Raw genomic sequence first — 20,793 nt, 5'->3', positions numbered from 1 at the left:
GGTGATCGGCAAATACTACGAAAGAGAACTGGCCAATCTGCGCGATCTCGCCCTGGAATTCGCCGAGGCCCATCCGGCCCTGGCCCCCCTGCTCGCCGGCCAATCCACCGATCCCGACGTTGAGCGGCTGCTCGAAGGCACCGCCTTTCTCTCCGGGCTGATTTACGAAAAGCTGGACAACGATTTCCCGGAAATCGTGCACGGGTTGATCCAGCTCATCTTCCCGCACTATCTGCGCCCCATCCCCTCGGCCACCCTGATCCGTTTCACACCCAAACGCAGCCTGCGCGAAACCCTCGTTATCCCGAAGGGAAGCGCCATCGATGCGGTCGAATCCGAGGGGACGCGCTGCACCTTCACCACCCGCTCCGATGTGGCGCTGTCGCCCCTCTCCATAGCCGCCGTCCAGTTCACTGCCTCGGGCGGTGGCAACGGGGTGTTGTGCGTCACCCTGCGCCTGGAGGGCATGGACGTGACCGCCTTCCAACCGGACAGCATCCGGTTTCACCTGGCCGGCATCTATACCGAAGCGTCCCGGCGCTACTGGATGCTCTTCACCCGATTGCGCGATGTCCGGCTGACCACGGATCAGGGTCAAAACGTCGATCTGGGCCGGCAGGCCGTCACCCCGGTCGGTTTCGACGAAAACGAGGCCCTGATCCCCTTTCCGGCCCGATCGTTTCCCGGCTACCGCATTTTGCAGGAGTACTTCATCCTGCCTGAAAAATTCCTCTTTTTCGACGTCAACGGGCTGAACCGGTGGCGCAACCGGGGCAGCGGATCCCAATTCACCCTCGAATTTGAGTTCGGCGATCTTCCCGGCGATCGGCCGCCCATGCGGGCCGAACATTTTCAGCTCTTTGTGGCGCCCGCCCTGAACCTGTTCGCCTACCAGGCCGACCCCATCGTGCTGGATCACAAGAAAACCGAGTATGCTGTTCGCGCCGGCGGCACCCATCCCCGCCACTACCAAATCTACGAGGTCAACAAAGTCACCGGGTTCGTCCAGGGCACGGTGCGCGAACGCGAATACCTGCCCTTCGAGCTGTTCAACCCGCAGGTGCAGGCCACGCCGGTTTATGCCGTGCATCATCGCCTCGCACCCCTCGACGGCAAGGCCGAAATGCATCTCTCGGTGGCCTACCCGGGAGGAACGACCGAGCCGAGCCCGGAGACCCTCTCCCTGGACGTGCTCTGCACCAACGGTTCCCTTCCCGAAACCCTTCGGCCCGGCGATGTCTGCCTGTCCACGGAATCGTCGCCGGAACTGGCCGAGTTTTCCAATATCCGGACGCCTACCGCGCCGGTCCAGCCGCCTTTGGGCCGGAATCTGCTCTGGCGATTACTGTCACACCTCTTTTTAAATTATCTCTCCGTGGCGACCGCGGAAAACCTGCGTTCCGTGCTCAAGCTCTATATCTTCACCGAAACACGGGACAGGGCCGCGGTCCTGGCCAACACCCAACGGGTGGAAGGCATCCGCGAGTTGAGTGTGCAGGCATCGGACCGCTTCGTGCAGGGGCACTTGCTGCGCGGCCAGGAGATCCACATCCAGATCGACCCCCAGGGGTTCGCCGGCGAAGGCGACCTCTACCTGTTCGGCTCGATCCTGGATGTTTTTTTGGGCAATTACGCCGCCATCAACACCTATACGCGGCTGACCGTCGAAGACACTTTGCACAAGGAGCGTTGGACATGGCCCATCCGGCTGGGCGACCGGGTCCTCCTGTAGCCCCGGACACACCGCATCGCTCCGGCGTACGCTCCACCATGCCGGAAGCGCTGCTGAAAAATCCCAAGGAATTCTCCTTCATCCAGGCCGTTCGGCTGCTCAAGCAGGCCTGCGCCGCGCCGGGGGCGCAGGACAGGGAATCGTTCCTGCGGGAGCAGCTGCGGGTGCGGCCTTATCTCTCCCTGGGGTTTCCGTCCAATGACCTGGTGGATATCCAGGAGCCTGCCCGGAAGGAGGATGACGCCGAAAACGCGCCGCGCCGATTCAAACTGACCGCCACTTTCCTGGGACTCTACGGCCCCTCTTCGCCGCTGCCCACCTACTACACCGAAGAGCTGCTGAGCGAGCAAAGCGAAGACAAGAGTGTCGGCCGCGACTTTCTCGACATACTGAACCATGGCTTTTTCGTGCTGTTCATCCTGGCCGACACATACTACCGGCTCAGCCGCCGCGTGGTCGAAGAGGACGACCGGGAGATGGTGTCGCGCCTCTTTGCCCTGGCCGGGCTGGGCCACGAGGAGATGCGGGAGAAAGTCTTTAACGAACCCGGCGCCCTGTTGCGCGCTATGGGTTTGCTGACCCAGTTTCCTCGATCCGCGGCCGGGTTGCGTGGCCTGCTGGCCGACCGCATCGGCGCGCCGGTGGCGGTCCGGCAATGCACACCGCGCGAGGCCGTGATCCCCGAAGATCAATGCTGCCGCCTGAGCCGGTCAGACAATGCCCTGGGGCAAAATGCCTGGCTCGGATTCACGGTCACGGATGCCATGGGCAAGATCGCCATCAGCGTCGGCCCCATGAATGCCGGGATGTATCAGGGCTATATGCCCGGCCGGCCCGAATTCGACGAACTAGTCCGGTTGGTCCGTTTTTACTGCACCCAGCCATTGATATTCGATCTGGAATTCATCTTGGCCCCCGGAGAGGCCCAATCGGCGCGGCTCGGAGAGGAACAATGGTCCTGTCTGGGGTGCGACGCCTGGCTGGCGCCGGACCCGAAGGTGGCGGCCCGTGCCGTTTTTTCCGATCATGGACGGCTATGACGCCCGCCCGGCAGGGCCTGGGAGAAAATGAAAATCAATTTTACGCGTTGTATGGGAGTCGAACCATGAGTGACGGCCCGATCTACTGGCACCCCGGACTTTTTCTGCAACCCCAGCACTTTCAGATGCTGCAGCGTCAATCAGGCGATGCCCTGATACCCGTCACCGCGGGCATGGCGCCCTTTTTCTGGGGCGTGACATCCGTGACCCTCAACGACGGTGCCCTGGCCGCCGGCCGGCTGGAACTCTCCTCGCTCCAGGTCCTGTTTCCCTCCAGTGCGGAAAGCATTGCCTTTCCCGGAAATGCCGTCTGCGCAGGCCGGCAGCTTTCCGCGGACGCCGTTCCGGTCAACGGGGCCGTGACGGTCTATGTGGGCCTGCGCGCCATGAAACCCGGCCAGGCCAATGTCACCGAAGCCGAAACCGAAGCGCAGATGGCCGCCGCGCCCACGCGAATGGCCGTTCCATCGACACCGGAGGCGATTCCCGATCTTTACGGCAACGGCCCGCCGGCCAAGGTCCGGCGCATGGCCTATGTATTGAACCTGGTGCTGGAAAACGAACTGGACCAGGCCGGCGACCTGGAACTGATGCCGGTGGCCCGTTTGCTGCGCCAGGGCGATAAGATCACGAGCGATCCCGAATTCGCACCCCCCTGCCTGACCCTGGCCGCCGTCCCGGCCCTGGACGCCATATTCAGGGAGATCCGCGACCGCGTGCTGGGCAAGGCCCGACAGCTGGAGGGGTACAAGAATCTTACGGCCGGCCAGCCGGTCTCCGGCGATTTCACCCTGCTGCTGATGGGGCTGCGCACCCTGTCGCGCTTTGCCGCGCGCCTGGACCACGCGGCGGCCTCGCCCTGCCTGTCGCCCTGGGAGGCGTACGGCATGCTTCGCGAATTGGTGGCCGAGCTGTCGGTCTTCTCCCTCAATGTCAGCGTCCTGGGCGAAGACTGGCAGGACAAACGACTGGTTCCGGAGTACACCCACACCCGGCTGGGGACCTGCTTCCGCGCGGCCCGCGACCTGATCGCCCAACTGCTGGAGGGCATCTCCGCGGGCCCGCGCTTCGTGACCCGTTTCGCCTTCGACGATCCCTACTGGACCGCGGACATTCCGCCCCAGATTCTTGCCGAAGGCAAAACTTCCGGGGGCAGCTTCTGGCTGGTGCTCCATTCGGCATCAGTGCCGTCCAATGCCTTGGCCGACGCGGCCAGGCGCCTGCTCAAGCTGTCGGACCCCGCCGGCATGGGGTCGCTGCTCGTACGGGCGCTGCCGGGCATCCCCCTGACTCTTTCCGAAACCCCGCCGGCGGGCATGCCCCGCATGCAGGGCGCGATCTACCTGCGCATCGGGCTTGAAAGCCCGCTGTGGGCTGGGGTGGAGAAAAGCGGCCGCATCTGCATGCACTGGAGCGACGCCCCCCAGGACCTGGACGCCCAACTGGCGCTGCTCGCGAGGTGACCATGGCCCTGATCGACCACTTTCTGCCGCCCATCGCCTTTGCGGCCATGCTGGCATCCGAAGCGAACCTGGCGGACACGCCTTATGACACGGCCCGTGCCGACATGGACCGGCTCCTGGACCGGGCCGTCGAAGCTGCACGCCGGGAGCATCCCGATCAGGCTGAAGACGCCCTGTTCGCCGTTTGCGCCTTTGCCGACGAAACCGTTCTGGACTCGTCGTGGCCCGGCCGGAACGCCTGGATGCGGCGCAAGCTGCAGGAAGAGCGCTTTCACACGGCCAATGCCGGCTGGGAATTCTACGAGCGTTTTGAAAGGCTCAGCGCCGATGCCCATGACACCGCCGACGCAATTGTCGATGAACCTCCCGATGAGAATCATCGATCGCCGGAAGGTTCCCGGAACGGGGCGCTACGGGATCTGCTGGAAGTCTACCTGGCCTGCCTGACCCTCGGCTTCAAGGGCCGCTATGACGGCGACCCGGGTCGTGACCGCATCGATCGGATGGCCGACGCCGGCCTGGAACGCCTCATGACCGACAGCCGGCTTTCCGAAGAAAAAGTCTTTCCGGAGGCCTACGGCACCCCGCTGCCGGCGGCCGAACCCGACCGGTTGCCGCCGGCGCTCCGGGCCATCGTCTTCTTCGGCGGCCCCTTGCTCCTGGCGGCCGTCATGTATGGGACCTATTGGAAGGTGCTGTCCGCATTCGTGCGAAACTGGATGGCACTGCTGTGATTTTAGATGAATTTCGGAATAAAAGTACGAAAGAATAGCGCGTCATGACAGCTAAAATCGACAGGATATCTCAACTTTCCTCCTTTGTTACGTTCATACTTTCATACTTTTATTTGGATTGCTTTTTTAATCTTTCGTCCCAATTGGTTTAGGAACCTTATGCCACGCCTGCTGATAACCGCCGTAAAACTGCTCCTTCTGTTGTTGCTCACCGTTGCCGCGGTGTTGGGCGCGCTGCTGCTGGCCGATCACATGGGGTGGCCGCGCTGGAGCGTGGCCGTTGCGCTGGCCGGACTCTTTTTCGTGATCGCGCTGATCCTCTTTTTGCGCCGCTACTACTTCCGCCGCCGGGAAGCCAGGTTCGTGCAACGGGTGGTCGAGCAGGACCAGAAGGCCATCGATGCGGCCCCGGTCCACGAACGCAGGGCCCTGCTGGAGCTGCAAGAGCGCTGGGCCGCGGCCGTAGCCAGTCTAAGGGCCTCTCGCCTGGGACGGCATGGGGACCCTCTCTACCGTCTGCCCTGGTTCATGATTTTCGGCGAAACCGGCTCGGGCAAGAGCACGGCCGTGGCCCATGCCCGCCTGACCAACATCCTCGGCGATGCCGGCCCGGCCAAGGGCATTGCCAGCACCCGTAACTGCGACTGGTGGTTTTTCAAAAACGCCATCATTCTGGACACCGCCGGCCGTTATGCCGTGCCCCTGGCGGATGAAGACAACGGCGAGTGGGAACGGTTCCTGGTTCTGCTGGCCAAATACCGGCGCAAGGAGCCGCTCAACGGCCTGATCGTCACCCTGCCGGCCGACCGCCTCCTCGAGGACGACGCGGATGCGCTGGCCGCCTACGGCCGTTCGATCCGACTGCGCATCGATCAGCTCATGCGCGTGCTGGGCGCCAAATTCCCGGTATACCTGTTGATGACCAAAGCCGACCGGCTGTTGGGCATGACGGCCATGGCCGAGCTGCTGCCGGAAAAGCTGCGCGGCCAGGCCATGGGACTGATGAATGCCGCCGAAAACGACGACCCGCTCGAATTTCTGAACCGCGCCATCGGCCACGTCTCCCGAAGACTCAAGGACCTGCGGCTGCAGCTGGCCCGCCAGGCCGGCCGCGCCGGAAGCCGGGCCGTGCTTTTCCCTGACGAGTTCGAGCGGCTGGCGCCCGGCATCCAGGCCTTCGCCCGGGGCGCCTTTCACGACAATCCCTATCAGGAAACGCCGTTTCTAAGGGGATTTTTCATCTCCAGCGGCCGCCAGGCCGGTTCGGTGCGTTCCGGTGTGCTGGGCGCTCTGGCAAGCTTCAAAGAGCGCCAATGGCACCTGCCGGACACGGGCTTGGGCCTTTTTCTGCACGACTTCTTCGACGCGATTCTGCCCGGTGACCGTGCCGCCTTCCGTCCCCTGGGCGAATATCTCTCGTGGCGCAAGGCCACCACCCATCTGGCCCTGGCCGCCTGGCTGCTGCTCCTGCTCACCGCCATCGGCCTGTCCGGTTTTGCCTACCGGCATGTGCGCCAGGCCATGACGCCGGCCCACGCCGCTTTTCCGCAAGCCCCGCAGCTGGGTGCCCGCCTGGCCGACGACATGGTCACCCTGGGCCTCCTGCGCGACCGCATCGCCGAAATGGAACAACGCCTGCACGGCCGCATCCCGGAACTGGCGGGATTCGGCCAGGGCAAGCGAGCGCTCGACGGCCTGAAGCGGGCCTACAATCAATGGTTCCGAACCTACATTCTCAATCCGACCGACCAGGCCATGAAAGAAAAGTTCGCGCCTGAAAAGATTCAACCCGGGCGCGGGGCCCTGGCGCCCTACCTGGAGTATCTGGCATGGCGCGTGGAAATCCTGCAGGCGCGCGAAGCGGGCCGGAGTCAGCGCGCCGACGCGAATCAGGACGACCCCCTGCCCTTCCTGGCCGTCGCTTTCGGCGGCCGCCTGCCCTATGTGACCGCTTACTTCGCGGACATGTACCGCTCGTATGCCGAATGGGAAGAAGATCCGGGCATCCTCCAGCGCGAACGGGCCGAGATGGAAGTTTGGGCCGACCGCATCATCGCCCTGGAAGGCCCCGACCTGGGCTGGCTGATCGGATGGGCCGACACCCGTCCCAACCTGGCCCCCATCACCCTGGACGATTTCTGGGGCGGCCATGGACAGGTGCAGGATGCGCCTCGAATTTCCGGGGCCCTGACCGTTCAAGGCAAAACGCAGATCATCCGCCTGATCGACCGCCTGCGCCTGGCGGTCCGGGACACGGAAACCTTCGACGGCCGGGTGGCCGCCTTCTGGGAAAGGTATGCCACCGCGTTCCTCTCCCAATGGGGCGAATTTGCCCGGGAGTTTGACAGAGGTATGGACCGGTTGCTGGCCCGCAACGACTGGTTGTCCAGCGCCGCGGCCATGACCACCCTGGACAATCCCTATTACCGATACATCACCCGCATGGACCAGGAACTGGCCGCGATCCGCGACATCCGACCCCATGCGGCGACCTCGCGGCTGGCCGGCGAACTGGTCCACATCCTGCAAAGCTATCGCAGCGGACAGGACAAAGCCGGCCTGCAGGCCCGCATCGCCGAAAAATTGCAGCGCATCGAAGCCCGTCTCGACCGGCGGGACAACATCATGGCCGCGGCCGAGGCCTTTGGCGATTACATGCAGCAGTTGGATGCCCTGGTTCCGGTCACGGCGGACGCCAATGCGGCCTTTCGTTTTGCCGTGCAGCACTTCGGGCAAACCGACGCCCAGGCCGAAGCCTCCCCGGTGATTCTGGGCTTGGGCGCGATCAACCAGATGCGCGCGCTGCTGGGTGCGGACCCAGCCGACGACGAAACGCTATGGGGTTTGATGGACGGACCTTTGCAGTTCCTCGTCACCCTGACCACCTATGAAACCGCCTGCGGTTTGAACGATGTATGGCAGTCCCAGGTAGTGGCGGAGACGGCCGGAACGCCGGAACGTCAACTGTGGGGGGCACTGTTCGGTGAGAAAGGGGTGGTCCCCGGCTTTCTCGCCGAACCGGCCAAGCCCTTCTTGCGGCGCACCCCGGGCGGCTGGACATCTGCGGCCTGGATGGGGGTGACGTTCCCGTTCGATGCGGCCTTCCTCTCCTTCCTCGACCAGGGCGCGGTTCGTCGACAGCAGCTGCAGCCCAAATACACGGTCTCCATCGCCACTCTACCCACCGATGTCAACGAAGACGCCCGCAGCGAACCCTACCAGACGCGCCTGACCCTGCAATGCGCGGGCCGTCCCCAGGTTCTGGACAACTACAACGCGCCGGCCAACAAAGATTTCAATTGGGACCCGGACAGCTGCGATGATGTCACCCTGGCCATCTATTTCGAGGAAACCACGCTGACCCGCACCTGGAAAGGGCAATGGGGCTTCCGGGATTTTTTGCGTACCTTCCGGGACGGCCGCAAAATTTACACGCCCGATGACTTTCCTGAGCAACGGGCGGATCTGAAACGTATCGGCGTGCGGCGCATTCAGGTCAACTACATCCTCAAGGACGCCGCCCCGGTGATGGCCATCGAACACTATCCGCCCCTGAGCGTGCCGCAGCGGGTGGCCCGCTGCTGGTCCGGGCTGGGCTGCGCGACGACGGGTGAAGATGGCGGCCAGGGGGCTCCCCAACGCCACGGCACCCCGGCAGCCAAAGGAACGAGCCGATGAGCGCCCTGCATTCGCCCCGCGCGCCGTGGTTCATGCTGGCCGCCTTCTGCGCGGCCGCCCTGCTCTTGTTCCTGGCCGCCGCCGGACCGGACCTGGGGCTGATCCTCGACACCTGTCCCGATCCTGAACCCGCGCCGGTCAAGCGGGAAGTCCGCATGCCCATCGTGATCGAAACACCCAAATCACCGGCGCCAAAGGTCTCACCGGATACCGGCACGGCGCACAAAACACCGGCTCCGGCCCCTCGCGGCCATGCATCGGATCGCTCGTCCGAAAAGACAGCGATGCCGGCGCCACCGGTCTCGCCGGCCCGGCCCGAGCCCGCTCCAACAAAGGCAGGCACCCTTTTGTCCCATAGCCTCGAATGGCGCGGCGACCGCTTCGAAGCGCATTTCCGGACCGATCGATTCGTCACCGGCGCAAAGATCTTCTTCAGGCCCTCGCCGTCGATCTGGGTGGTCGATCTGCCCGGACGCTGGCGCAACGCGGCCCCCCGGATCAACACCATCGACGAGGGCGGCATCGCGCGCGTGGTCATCGGCGAGCACCCCGACTTCCTGCGCGTCGTCTTTCACTACCGGGAGAGTAATCTGCCCCGACCGGCCGCTGCGCCGCGGGTGACTGAAAAGGACAATGGATTCGCCGTGGTGATCGGGGGAGGAGGGGGTTGAAGAAGTTTAAAGTTTAAAGTGTTCAGTTTGAAGTGAAGGAATACTGTCGATTCGATTAAAGGAGTATGTCGATGACCCAACTCAAAGAAGCCGCCTTTACTTTCGAGAGCCAGGCGCTGCCCAAAGACGCCTTCACGGTGGTCCGTTTTTCCGGAGAAGAGGGCCTTTCCCGCCTCTACCGGTTCGACATCCTGCTGGTATCGGAACGCAGCGATATCGATATCACCGCCGTGTTGCAGCAGCCGGCCACGTTCACCATCAGAGGTAAATTCGCCCATGGCCCGGACCTGCCTTACCACGGCATTCTTTCCGCCTTCGAGCAGCAGCAGCAGTATGGTCCCTATATCTACTACCGCGCCGAACTGAGGCCCAGGCTGTGGTGGCTCACCCTGACCCATCACAACCAGGTGTTCCTGGACAAGAAGATCGACCAGTTCCTCTCCGGCGTGCTTCAGGACGGCGGCCTGTCCCAGGGGGTGGATTTCGACTTTCGGTTCCAGGGCAAATACGAGCCCCGGCCCTATGTCTGCCAGTATGGCGAATCCCACTTCGACTTCGTCTCGCGCTGGATGGAACGCGAAGGGGCGTACTACTGGTTCGAGCAGGGCGGGCAATCGGAAAAGATGATCGCCGCGGACACCCATATCGCCCATACGCCCCTGCCCGGCCACGAAACCTTCGTCTACGCCCCGCCGTCCGGACTGGACGCCACCGGCGCGGACAAGGTGATCCGGCAATTCAACCTGAAGCAGCGCCCCATGCCCAAGAACGTGCTGCTCAAGGACTATAATTACCTGAAACCGAGCCTGGACCTGGAAGGCCGCGCCCCGGTGCAGGCGAACGGCCGGGGGGAGATTTACCTCTACGGCGAGCATTTCCAGGACAGGGGGGAGGGCCAGCGTCTGGCCGACATCCGCGCCGAGGCGTACCGGTGCCGGGAGAAGATCTTCCACGGCCGATCCACCATCCCCGCCATCAGGCCCGGTTACCTGTACACCCTTCAGCGTCATTACAGCCCGGATTTCAACCGCCGGTTCCTCACAACCGCCGTGCGCCACGAAGGCAGCCAGGAGTTCTACCTGGCCAGCGGATTGGGTTCGAGCGCCGGCGAGGACAAAGAGGGGCTCTTCTACCGCAACAGCTTCGAATGCATTCCCGGCGATACCCAGTTCCGGCCGGAACGCACCACCCCCAAGCCGCGTATTTCCGGCACCCTGTCGGCCAGGATCGACGCGGCCGGATCGGGCCAATACGCAGAGCTGGACGAACACGGCCGTTACAAGGTGGTCATGCCCTTCGACCTTTCCGGACGCAAGGGCGGCAAGGCCTCGGCCTGGGTGCGGATGATGCAGCCCTATGCCGGCGAAGGCATGGGATTCCACGCCCCCCTGCACAAGGGCACCGAGGTGCTGCTGTCGTTCATCGAGGCCGATCCGGACCGGCCGGTCATCGCCGGAGCGGTTCCCAACCCCGAGACCCCCAGCCCGGTCAACGACGCCAACCAGACCCAGGTGCGCCTGGTGTCGGGCAGCGGCAACATCATGCATATGGAAGACCAGGAGGGCCGTCAGCGCATCCTGCTGCATTCGCCCTCGGCCAGGACCTTCCTGCGCCTGGGTGCGCCCAACGACCCGGACACAGGCGACCGGCAGGGGAGCTGGCTCGATCCGTCCCGAAAAAAGGATAAGCAACAGGACCATCGGCTGGACGACATAGAAGAAAAAAATGAAGCGCAGGACAAACGATTGGACGAGGGGAAAGAGAAAGACAAAAAACAAGATGAGAGATTAGACGATATCGAAGAGAAAGACGAGAAACAGGACGAACGCCTCGATGAACTGGAGACCGAGTGGGGCGCCCGCCTGTATACGGACAAGGCATTGAAAATCCAGGCCGGAGGCGAGAACGCCCTTATTATGGGCGAATGCGTCGAAACCATTCTCGGTGCGGATATCGGCATCAAGGTAATTACCGCCGATGAATTCATCGGCGGATTGAAAACGGAACTGATGCTCGGCGGCGTGGGCAGCTACCATTTCCCCACAAAATGTGTGCTCGGCAAAAGCGAAGAAAAGATACTTGAAAGCAAACTGCATGCCTTGGAGCAGAGCACAACGGTTAGTGGAAATATTACTGTGGTCGCGGAGGAAGAAGAAGAGGTCGTCAATCAGCGGGTGCAGGTCACGTTGAGTCAGGAATCCTTGCAAAATGCACTCACCGAGGTGATCAACGAGCAGCTCAGGGCAGTCAATGACAGAATCGGCGCCGTGGAATCCGATATTCTGGCGGTGCAGACCGATATCACCACTGCGGGCACCAAGATTGATGCATTAAACTCCCGCGTCCTTGCCGTGAACACGGCCATCAAATCGGCGGCCACGACATTGATCGAGGGCGGGGTGACAAACGAGAATGTCGCCACGAAACTGGGAAACTTCGGCACCAGTATCGACAGCATCGCCACCCTCGCAATACGCGAGGGCACCCTGATCGTCGACGGTTGATTTTTCAAAAGGCAGCGAGACCATCCATGAAAGTCGTCAAGGAAACCACCCACGGCATCTTGCTCAACCACTTCGCCATCCGGGATAAAAATCACCTGGTGGTCTCGGTGTTGACCTTCTTCGACCTGGACGCCCCGGAAGCGCCGCTTTCCGAGCAGGAGATGTGGCGCTTCGTGCCTCGGGAGCTGGGCGAAAACGCCATCCTGGACGCCGCCATGCCCAAACCCCGTGCCGAGGTGCTGCTGCGGGCCAAATGCTTCTCCCCGCAGGGACAACCGCGGCCGGCCGCCCAGGTCGCCTTCCAGGTGGGCCGGATCGCCAAGACACTGAATGTCTTCGGCCCGCGTTTCTGGGAGCGGCGGGCCGCGGGCCTGGCCATCACCGATCCCAAACCCTTCGGCGTTATTGACCTGGATTGGCGCAACGCCTTCGGCGGACCGGAGTTTGAATCGAACCCGCTCGGCAGAGGCATGGCGCCCACACGAACGGAGGCCGGCACACCGGTCCTGGAACTGCCTGCGGTGGAGGATCCGGCCCATCTCATCGGTGCGCCCGGCGACCGACCGGCGCCGGCCGGCTTCATGCCCATCGATCAGACGTGGCCCCAGCGGCGTAAAAAAGCGGGCACCTATGACCAGAAGTGGTTCAGGGAACACTGGCCCTATTTTCCCGAGGACATGAACTGGACCTTTTTCAACACGGCCCCCGAAGACCAGCAGCAGGAGGCCTTTTTCCAGGGCGGCGAAGCCGTGGCGCTGACCCACATGCACCCCGAACGCCGGCAGGTGCAATCGTCCCTGCCCCGCCTGCGCCAACGGGTGTTTGCCCGCCAGCTCAAGGATCTCAAAGACCCGCGCGATGGCCTGCTGTTCCGCGAAGCGCAGACCCGCCTGGACACGGTCTGGCTCTTTCCCCACGCCCTGCGGGGCATCCTCGTGCACCGCGCCGTGCTGGAGGTGGCCGACGAAGAGGCCGTGGACATCCAACATCTATACCTGGTGACCGAGTCCCCGGACGAGGCGCCGCAACCCCTGGAACATTACCTCGCGGCGCTGGACAAACGCCTGGACCGCGGCGTGCCCATCGACATGTCCCAGATGGATGCGGCAAAGGCCCAGGCCGCCGAAGCCATGCGGCAGGTGGCCGACATTCCCAGGACCCTGGCCCACCGCCTGGCCGTGGCCCAGGGCAAGGCGCCCGATGCCGGCATCTCACCGCAAAACGCGGCCGCACGAAGCCTGGATCTTTTGAACCAGTCCCAGACCCGCCTGGACCAGGCCGAACGGCAACTGGGCGAGCTGAAAGCCAAATTCGGCCACCTGATCAAAATCGACCTAGCGCCGCTGACCGGGGCCAGGGCCAAACTGGAGAACCTCAAGGCTACCGTCGCCCGGCAGATGGAACAGGCCGAGGCCCTCACCCGGAAAGTCCAGGCCGCCAAGCGCGACATGCAGGACAAGGTGCTCGCCTCCCTGGACCGGCCGGAAACCCGGCAGTTCATTCCCCAGGTGCAGGCCCAGATGGCGCCTGCCGCCAAAACGCCCTGGCCCGAACAGGCCCTTGCCCTGGTGCGCCAGGGGCGCTGCGACCTCTCCCTGGATCATGACCGCATGGCCGCCCTGCGCCGACTGGGACTGCGGCCCGCGACCCTCAAGCGGGCCCTGTTCGCCAGTATGCCGCAGGCATGGGACTTCGATCCCCAAGCCTGGGGACTCGATCCGGCCCCGCCCACGACGATGCCGGCCGGCCTGCTCCTGGCGGCCCACCAAGGCGCGACGATCACCCGGCTCACGGTACGCGCCGGCCATCTGGCAGAACCGGCACATGACGTCAGCGTGCCTGGATCGGGGGACACCACGTTCGCCGCCGGCCTGGCCCCGGGCAAGCCCGTGGTGCGGGTGGCCGACCCTCTGGAAGCCTGGCTGGTGGAACAGGACGCCGGGGATTATGTCGGCGCCGTGGCCCTGCCCTCACCGGACACGGCCCCGGACAAGGAGACGGCGGCCCTGATAAAAGACGCCCCGCGCCTGCTGATCGTGCTCTATGCAATGGATCAGGCGGCCAGGGAACAGGAGTTCGCCCCCTGGCGCGCGGCCTATCCCCAGGCCGAGCCGCTGCCCCTTCCCGAATCGTCGGCCCTGTTCGACGCCCATGAAAAAGGGGTGTCGATCGAGCGGTGGATCGTCGCCGCCCTGGGACCGGACCAGGCGCCGTTTGTGCCCGAGGCGAGCCCGTTCCGGGCCAAAAAAGGGGACGACGCCGCCGGCATCGCCATTCCCAGTGTGGACGCCAAAGGCCTTTACCAGGCCTTTCACGACGGCATGATGGAAAAGATGGCCCCTTCCCTGGCCAGGAGCGAGGCGCTCAAACAGGAACTGCCCCTCAAAATGAACGCGGCCATCGACCAGGCCAAGGCCCAACTGCGCCGGCAGGGGATCGATCCCACGCCCCATTTCAACCTGCCGCCGACCCCGCCCAAACCCGAAGGTTTTCTGGGCGGGCTCGACCTGGCCGCCAAATACGATCATGTCCGCCAGGCCTTGAACAAGGCCGGACAGATGACCACCGAGCGTGCCGCGGCCCTGGATGCCCAGGAGGCGAAAATGAGCGGCCTGGTGGACGCATCCAAGGCGCGCTGGGCCGAGGGCCAGGCCAAACGCGCAGGCGCCGGCGGCGGCTTTGCCTTTCCCCAGTGGGCCAAGGAGATGCTCGCGCCGCTGCACATCGATCCGGACGACCGGGAGGAGATGACCCGCGAAACGGTCATCGACCGCCACGCCCGACAGGTCAGCCTCAAAGGCAAGGATTTGAGCGGTCTGGACCTCTCGGGCCTGGACCTGCGCGGCGCGGACCTGCGCGGCGCCCGCATGAAGAAGACCTCGTTCGCCGGGTCGAACCTGGACGGCGCCGACCTGAGCGCGACGATGGCCGAGCAGGCCGATTTCACCGGGGCCTCGTTCAGAAACGGGAAGGCCGTGCAGGCCATGATGGGCAACGCCGTTTTCACCAAAGCGGCCCTGAGCGAAACCGATTTCACCAAAGCCCTGCTCAAGGCGGCCGATCTCTCAAGCGCCGATCTTTCCCGATGCACCCTGCGGCAGACCCTGCTGGAGGGCGCCAACCTCGCCGGCGCCAACCTCGCCGGCGCGCGGGCCTCCCAAGGCTATTTCATGGGCGCGGACCTGAGCGGCGCCGATTTCACCCAGGCCGAGGCGGCCAAGGCGGTCTTTCACAAGACCACGGCCGTCGGCGTCAATTTCTCCGGCAGCGACCTGAGCAAGGCGATCATCTGGGACAGCCCGGCCGACCAGGCCGCCTTCCGGGGCTGCAACCTGCACAATGTGCGCATCGGCGGCGCCACATCGATCCAAAACGGCGATTTTGCCGACGCCAACCTGGAACGCGCCTCCCTGATGGACGCCGACCTGTCGGGCGGCAATTTCAAAGGGTCGCGCTTCCAACGCTCGTTTCTGCGCAACTGCAACCTCTCCCGGGCCGACCTGTCCGGCGTGCAGGCCAAACGCACCTTCTTCCACCGCACCAACCTGGAGGGCTCCAATCTCTCCGGCGCGAACCTGTTCATGGGGTCTCTGCGCAAGGCCCGCCTGGTCGACGCCGACCTGTCCAAGGCCAACCTCTTTGGTGCCGAGATGTACCGGGCCGTGGTGGGCCGTACCGATTTCGACCAGGCCAACCTGAAAATGACCCTGCTCAACAAACGCGTGGAGTTGCTCGATGACCCGAAATGAGATCGCCGAGGCCATTGCCCGGGACGACACCATCGAAAACCAGGACCTCACCGGAATCGATCTGACCGGCCTCGATCTTTCCGGAGCGCGCTTTGAACAATGCGACCTGAGCGGCGCCGATTTCCGCGGTGCCGCTATCCACCGCACCGGATTCCGCGATTGCGTGCTGCACGGCGCGGAGATGAGCGGCGCGGACCTCACCCAGGTGCTTTGGATGCACATGGACCTGAACGGCGTCAAACTCGCCGGCGCCAAGCTGGAAAAGGCCGTGCTCACCGGCGCCAGCCTCGTCGATGCCGATTTGACCGGCGCAGACCTCACCCGCGCCGTTCTGGACGGCGCCGTGCTGGACCGGGCCCGGCTGGCAAAGGCCCTCCTGTTCAGGACCGTGCTGGTCCAGACCTCGCTCCAGGCGGCCGACCTGACCGGCGCGGATCTGACCCGGGCCATTTTTTTAAAGGCCGACCTCACCGGCGCCCGCCTCAAGCAGATCAGGGCCCACAAGACCTTCCTGCGGGAGTGCGCCCTGGCCGGCCAGGACTTTTCGGGCTGCGAGTTCTCCTGCGTGCAGGTCGGCGGCGCGGACCTGACCGGCGCGAACTTTGCGGGCGCCGACATCGACCGCTCCAATTTCATGGAGGCGGTTCTCACCGACGCCGATTTCAGCGCGGTCAAGGCCTTTGGCGCGGTCTTCATGGCCGCCGACCTGCGCCGCGCCCGCTTTTCCAGGGCACAACTCGCCAATGCCTGCTTCGAGTCCGCCCGGCTGGACGGCGCGGACTTCACGGCCGCCCGGCTCGATCAGGCCCTGATGGCCCGATGCAGTTGTGTGGGCGCCAGATTCGCCAACGCGGATTGCAATTGCGCCGATTTTTCCCATGCCGACCTGACCGCCACCGACTTTTCCCATGCGGGCCTGTTTCGGGCCAACATGCACCGGGCAAAAGAGGAGCACACCGTCTGGGACGGCGCCACGCGCAGCCTGGCGTTGGAAACCGATCCCGATCTGGCCGAGGCCGAAGATTGGGGAGGAAGAAAATGAAGTTTGAAGTGTAAAGTTTGAAGTGAAGGTATTCTGTCTGATCAGGATGTTGGATGGTTATGAAACAAATCGTTGCCGGACGGCGCCGTAAAAAGTTCAAGATCAAGGCGCGCGAAATTCCGCGTCCTGAGGCGTACTTGTCGTACGCCGCAAGGACTGCGGGATGAGCGCAACGCAGATATTGGGCTTTTTACGGCGCCGTCGAGTTTGAAGTGAAGGAGGCATCAGATGCATCAGGCCGCTCCAAAAATCGCAGCACCCCAATTGACCCTGGCATACGCCACCGTTGAATCCCGCGACGGCGATAAGCTCGTCTTATGCACCGCCGCCGGACGCACCCGCGCCAGGGCGGCCGCCAGCTGCCTGCTGGTCCCGGCACCGGGGGACCAGGTGCTGCTGTCCGAAGACAATTTCGGCCGGACCTATGTGCTGGCCGTGCTCGAACGCCCCGGGGAATCGGTGGAAAACCGCCTGGCCTTCACCGGACCGACCCGGTTGGAAGTCGCCGGCGGCGACTTGACCCTGACCGCCGACACCGGCATCGGCCTGACCTCGCCGGCCCATGTGGACATGGCCGCCGCCGAACTTCGGGTTCACGCGGCCCGCGCCGAAATCGGCCTGGACGAGACCCGCCTGGCCGGGCGGTCGCTCAGCGCCAGCATCGAAACCATCCGCACCGTGGCCCGACGCATGGACAGCTTCGTGGCCCACTGGGTGCAGCGCATGTCCTCGTGCTTCCGATATATACGCGAGCACGACGAAACCCAGGCCGCCTCGGCGCGGCAACTGGTCGAAGGCACGCTCACGGTGCAGACCGGCAACAGCGTCCACACGGCCGAAGGACACGTGAAGATCGACGCCGAACAGATCCATCTGGGCTAATGTTAAAGGAGAAGATATGTTTCAATTGACCATGATGGGCGGAACGATGATGGGGGTTCCCGATGTGTGCCTCACGCCGACCCCGGCCGGGCCGGTGCCCGTACCCTATCCCAATGTCTCCACCGGCGCGACCACCCTGCCCACCACCACGGCGCTCACCGTGCTGACCGACGGCATGCCCTCCCTCAACCAGATGTCCGATGTCTATGTCAGCAACGGCGACAATGCGGGCGTGAACCTGGGCGTGGCATCGGGCACGGTCATGGGGCCCACCGAATTCATCATGGGCAGCCTGACCGTGCTCAAGGAAGGCATGCCGGCCCAGCGCATGACCAGCATGACCGGCCATAACGGCCTCTCCATGAACTGCCCGGGCGTCTGCCTGGCGCCCAGCCAGGTCACGGTGCTGGTCATGGGCTGACCGCCATCATCCCGTTGAAAAATCGTCGAGTTCCTGCCAGCGTCGGTAGGCGGCAGCGATTTGATCCTCGACCGCTTTCAGGCGGTTTTGCCGTTCCACGATCTCCTGCCGGGGCTGTTTGTAGAAGGATGGATCGGCCATGGCCGCCTGGAGCGCGCCCTGTTCCGACTCCAGGGCTTCGATGGCGGCCGGCAGGGCCTTGAGTTCGAGTTCCTGGGCGAAGGTCAGCCGCTTGGGCCGGCCCGGGGGCGCGGACTTGCGGGCCGGCGCCGGCTTGGAGGCCTCCACCTTCGGCGCGGCCGCTTGGGGTCGCTGGGAGAGCCAGTCGTCGTATCCGCCGGCATATTCGGTCACCTGCCCGTCGCCTTCGAACACCAGGGTGCTGGTGACGACATGGTTGAGAAAGGCCCTGTCGTGGCTGACCAGCAGCAAGGTGCCTTCGAAGGAGAGCAACAGCTCTTCGAGCAATTCCAGCGTCTCGGCATCCAGATCGTTGGTCGGCTCATCCAGCACGAGCAGGTTGGCCGGTTGGGTGAAGAGTTTGGCCAGCATCAAACGGTTGCGTTCGCCTCCCGAAAGCACGTGAACCGGTGTGCGGCAGCGGTCGGGCGAAAAGAGAAAATCCTGCAGATAGCCGATCACATGCCGCCTGCGGCCGTTGAACACGATGACATCATTGTCCGTGGAGATGTTTTGCGCAACGGTCTTCTGCTCGTCGAGCAGGCCCCGGAGCTGATCGAAATAGGCCGTTTGCAGATTCGTGCCATGGCGCACCGTGCCGCTGTCGGGCGGGAGCGTGCCGAGCAAGAGCCGGATCAGGGTGGTTTTGCCCGCGCCGTTGGGCCCGATGATGCCGATTTTGTCGCCGCGCATGATGAGGCTGGAAAAGTCACGCACGATGGGCCGCTCCCCGTAACCGTAGGATACCCCCTCGGCACGGATCACGAGCTTGCCGCTGCGCTCGGCCTCCTGCAGGGCCATTTTCGCCTGGCCGACCTGGGCGCGGCGCCGGCGCGCGGCCGCGCGCAGCTCCTGCAGGGCGCGCACCCGTCCTTCGTTGCGGGTCCGCCGGGCCTTGATGCCCTGCCGGATCCAGGCCTCTTCCTGGGACAACTTCTTGTCGAAGTTGCGGGCCTGCTCCGCTTCGACATCCAGCTCCGCCTCGCGGCGCTGCAGATAGGTCCTGTAGTCGCAGGCATAGGAGATCAGCCGGCCGCGATCCAGCTCCAGGATGCGCGTGGCGATGCGTTCCAGAAAGGCGCGGTCATGGGTGATGAACAGCAGGGTCTTGACGTTTCGGAGGAGAAACGCCTCCATCCAGACGATGCTGTCGATATCCAGGTGATTGGTCGGTTCGTCCAGCAGCAGCAGGTCCGGAGAAAGGGCCAGGGCGCGGGCGAACAGAGTCCGCCGCTTCATGCCCGCAGACAGGTCGGCGAAGGTTGCCCCGGAGTCCAGTCCGGTCCGCGACAGGATACTCTCGATCTGCTGCTGCAGCGGCCAGCCGCCTTCGCTGTCGAGCAGATGCTGCCATCGGTCGCGCTCTTCGCGCAAGCGCCTGTCATCGGCGCCTTGCAGGGCGTCAGACAGGCGATGATAGGCCGCCAGGGCCTGGCCGGCGGAGCCCAGCCCCTGCGCCACCACCTCGAAGACGCTCCCTTCGCAGCCGGCCGGCACCTCCTGCTCCAGGACCGCAACCCGAATGCCCTGCTGCCGGATGATCTCCCCGCTGTCCGGTTCGACCTCACGGTTCAGCAAGCGCAACAGGCTCGACTTTCCCACGCCGTTGCGCCCCAGAAGCCCGACCCGCTCGCCCTTTTCAATGTTGACGCTGATGCCGTCCAGCAGGGCCGGCTCGCCGAACCCCCAACGCACATCGCGCATCGCGATCAATGCCATACTGCCGTCTCATGAACTGCCGTTGATGATCGAAATCTGATCGTTCAGGGTCCACAGGTCGTACAGGTAACCGATGCCGAAAATGCCGCCCGAGACCAGATAGAGAATACCGGTGAACCATTTGCCCATATAAAATCGATGGACGCCGAACAACCCCAGAAAGGTCAGCAGAATCCAGGCGATGTTGTAATCCACGGGACCGCCGCGAAACCTCAGATCGGCTTGGCGGTCCATGGAAGGAATCAGGAACAGATCGATGATCCAACCGATGAACAGCAGCCCCAGCGTGAAGAACCAGATGGTCCCGGTCACCGGCCGGCCGTAGTAAAACCGGTGCGAACCGGTGAATCCGAAGATCCAGAGGATGTACCCGATGGTTTTGCGATGGGTGTCGTTTGAAGCGTTCATGAACCGATGGCTCCCTATAGTCGATATCCGTGATTTAATCGTAAGCCAGGCGCGTCTGAGGATCCGCCATGGTCGGCGCAATCAGCGGCTGCCATCGGTCCTCTTCCCATGTGCCCAGGGCGGTGTGCATGTCCAGATACTTCTGGGGAATCGGATGCGTGCCCACCACCACCCGGATGCCGTAGCGCTTTTCGAGAAACGTCTTGAACACATCGATGTAGGGGCAAGGCGGATACCCCACCACCAGTCCCGTGGCCAGGTGAATCACCTCGGCGCCGTTTTTGGTCATCTCGTCGCCCGCGTACTCGATGTTGCCGCCGGGGCAGCCATCACAGGTCGTAAATCCGACCAACTCCAATTCCGTGTCGCCATATATGCTGAAGGCCCCCTCCCTGGCCCGCATGGACCGCAGGCACTTACCGCCCGCGCAACGCCGATAGCGATCGCAGATAATAATACCGACCTTCGTCTTCCGATCCATCCCGACTCCTTTCAATGCATGTAACGATAGCGTCCATCCCCCTCGAATTAAAACGTTCCCGGATGCATTTCAAAAATGCGCCGCACAGA

General features: G+C 63.8%; 14 protein-coding genes. 11 read left to right on the top strand and 3 right to left on the bottom strand.

The window, feature by feature from the left end:
* Nucleotide 1 precedes the first annotated feature (1 nt).
* The 11 genes from tssF to DFT_RS02300 all read left to right on the top strand — a co-directional run bounded on the left by tssF (nt 2) and on the right by DFT_RS02300 (nt 17,916).
* Complete coding sequence (gene tssF / locus DFT_RS02350) at nt 2-1,732, top strand: type VI secretion system baseplate subunit TssF (RefSeq protein WP_054029625.1); 1,731 nt, start codon at nt 2-4, stop codon at nt 1,730-1,732.
* On the top strand, nt 1,696-2,772 hold the full coding sequence (tssG, locus tag DFT_RS02345) for a type VI secretion system baseplate subunit TssG (protein ID WP_054029624.1): 1,077 nt from the start codon (nt 1,696-1,698) through the stop codon (nt 2,770-2,772). Before tssF ends, tssG begins: the two co-directional genes overlap by 37 nt.
* Before the next feature lie 65 nt (nt 2,773-2,837).
* Nucleotides 2,838-4,235, top strand: a complete 1,398-nt coding sequence (gene tssK, locus DFT_RS02340) for a type VI secretion system baseplate subunit TssK (RefSeq protein WP_076750354.1) — start codon at nt 2,838-2,840, stop codon at nt 4,233-4,235.
* A gap of 2 nt (nt 4,236-4,237) precedes the next feature.
* Nucleotides 4,238-4,969: a DotU family type IV/VI secretion system protein gene (locus tag DFT_RS02335; protein ID WP_054029622.1), complete on the top strand. Its 732-nt coding sequence runs from the start codon at nt 4,238-4,240 to the stop codon at nt 4,967-4,969.
* A gap of 159 nt (nt 4,970-5,128) precedes the next feature.
* Nucleotides 5,129-8,647, top strand: coding sequence for a type VI secretion protein IcmF/TssM N-terminal domain-containing protein (locus DFT_RS02330; protein ID WP_054029621.1), 3,519 nt, complete (start codon nt 5,129-5,131; stop codon nt 8,645-8,647).
* Nucleotides 8,644-9,318, top strand: coding sequence for an AMIN domain-containing protein (locus DFT_RS02325; protein WP_054029620.1), 675 nt, complete (start codon nt 8,644-8,646; stop codon nt 9,316-9,318). Before DFT_RS02330 ends, DFT_RS02325 begins: the two co-directional genes overlap by 4 nt.
* 71 nt (nt 9,319-9,389) lie before the next feature.
* Complete coding sequence (locus tag DFT_RS02320) at nt 9,390-11,822, top strand: type VI secretion system Vgr family protein (protein ID WP_054029619.1); 2,433 nt, start codon at nt 9,390-9,392, stop codon at nt 11,820-11,822.
* A 26-nt stretch (nt 11,823-11,848) separates the two neighbouring features.
* Complete coding sequence (locus DFT_RS02315) at nt 11,849-15,571, top strand: DUF2169 family type VI secretion system accessory protein (RefSeq protein ID WP_054029618.1); 3,723 nt, start codon at nt 11,849-11,851, stop codon at nt 15,569-15,571.
* Nucleotides 15,558-16,613, top strand: a complete 1,056-nt coding sequence (locus DFT_RS02310; protein ID WP_054029617.1) for a pentapeptide repeat-containing protein — start codon at nt 15,558-15,560, stop codon at nt 16,611-16,613. Before DFT_RS02315 ends, DFT_RS02310 begins: the two co-directional genes overlap by 14 nt.
* A gap of 228 nt (nt 16,614-16,841) precedes the next feature.
* The gene (locus DFT_RS02305; RefSeq protein ID WP_054029616.1) at nt 16,842-17,495 is read left to right on the top strand and encodes a DUF3540 domain-containing protein; all 654 of its coding nucleotides are present in this window, start codon (nt 16,842-16,844) and stop codon (nt 17,493-17,495) included.
* Between the two features lie 16 nt (nt 17,496-17,511).
* Nucleotides 17,512-17,916, top strand: coding sequence for a DUF4150 domain-containing protein (locus DFT_RS02300; RefSeq protein ID WP_054029615.1), 405 nt, complete (start codon nt 17,512-17,514; stop codon nt 17,914-17,916).
* 6 nt (nt 17,917-17,922) lie between these two features.
* Here DFT_RS02300 and DFT_RS02295 read toward each other — a convergent pair whose 3' ends face one another.
* From DFT_RS02295 to DFT_RS02285, 3 genes are read right to left on the bottom strand one after another with little or no spacing between them, the layout of a single operon-like run.
* Nucleotides 17,923-19,815, bottom strand: coding sequence for an ATP-binding cassette domain-containing protein (locus DFT_RS02295; protein ID WP_054029614.1), 1,893 nt, complete (start codon nt 19,813-19,815; stop codon nt 17,923-17,925).
* A gap of 9 nt (nt 19,816-19,824) precedes the next feature.
* Nucleotides 19,825-20,223 carry an NINE protein gene (locus DFT_RS02290; protein ID WP_054029613.1) on the bottom strand — a complete coding sequence of 133 codons (399 nt, stop codon included), beginning with the start codon at nt 20,221-20,223 and terminating at the stop codon, nt 19,825-19,827.
* Nucleotides 20,224-20,257: 34 nt separating this feature from the next.
* On the bottom strand, nt 20,258-20,704 hold the full coding sequence (locus tag DFT_RS02285) for a CGGC domain-containing protein (protein WP_054029612.1): 447 nt from the start codon (nt 20,702-20,704) through the stop codon (nt 20,258-20,260).
* Between the last annotated feature and the right edge of the window lie 89 nt (nt 20,705-20,793).

The organism is Desulfatitalea tepidiphila (assembly GCF_001293685.1).
Lineage (GTDB): Bacteria > Desulfobacterota > Desulfobacteria > Desulfobacterales > Desulfosarcinaceae > Desulfatitalea > Desulfatitalea tepidiphila.
This window is presented reverse-complemented; position numbering and strand designations above follow the sequence as displayed.

What these genes read in the sequence shown, in the direction of transcription:
- tssG (WP_054029624.1), top strand. Translation starts at nt 1,696, where the DNA reads ATGGCCCATCCGGCTGGGCGACCGGGTCCTCCTGTAGCCCCGGACACA.
- tssK (WP_076750354.1), top strand. Translation starts at nt 2,838, where the DNA reads ATGAGTGACGGCCCGATCTACTGGCACCCCGGACTTTTTCTGCAACCC.
- DFT_RS02295 (WP_054029614.1), bottom strand. Translation starts at nt 19,815, where the DNA reads ATGGCATTGATCGCGATGCGCGATGTGCGTTGGGGGTTCGGCGAGCCG.
- DFT_RS02315 (WP_054029618.1), top strand. Translation starts at nt 11,849, where the DNA reads ATGAAAGTCGTCAAGGAAACCACCCACGGCATCTTGCTCAACCACTTC.
- DFT_RS02285 (WP_054029612.1), bottom strand. Translation starts at nt 20,704, where the DNA reads ATGGATCGGAAGACGAAGGTCGGTATTATTATCTGCGATCGCTATCGG.
- DFT_RS02310 (WP_054029617.1), top strand. Translation starts at nt 15,558, where the DNA reads ATGACCCGAAATGAGATCGCCGAGGCCATTGCCCGGGACGACACCATC.
- DFT_RS02305 (WP_054029616.1), top strand. Translation starts at nt 16,842, where the DNA reads ATGCATCAGGCCGCTCCAAAAATCGCAGCACCCCAATTGACCCTGGCA.
- DFT_RS02325 (WP_054029620.1), top strand. Translation starts at nt 8,644, where the DNA reads ATGAGCGCCCTGCATTCGCCCCGCGCGCCGTGGTTCATGCTGGCCGCC.
- DFT_RS02320 (WP_054029619.1), top strand. Translation starts at nt 9,390, where the DNA reads ATGACCCAACTCAAAGAAGCCGCCTTTACTTTCGAGAGCCAGGCGCTG.
- DFT_RS02300 (WP_054029615.1), top strand. Translation starts at nt 17,512, where the DNA reads ATGTTTCAATTGACCATGATGGGCGGAACGATGATGGGGGTTCCCGAT.
- DFT_RS02335 (WP_054029622.1), top strand. Translation starts at nt 4,238, where the DNA reads ATGGCCCTGATCGACCACTTTCTGCCGCCCATCGCCTTTGCGGCCATG.
- DFT_RS02290 (WP_054029613.1), bottom strand. Translation starts at nt 20,223, where the DNA reads ATGAACGCTTCAAACGACACCCATCGCAAAACCATCGGGTACATCCTC.
- DFT_RS02330 (WP_054029621.1), top strand. Translation starts at nt 5,129, where the DNA reads ATGCCACGCCTGCTGATAACCGCCGTAAAACTGCTCCTTCTGTTGTTG.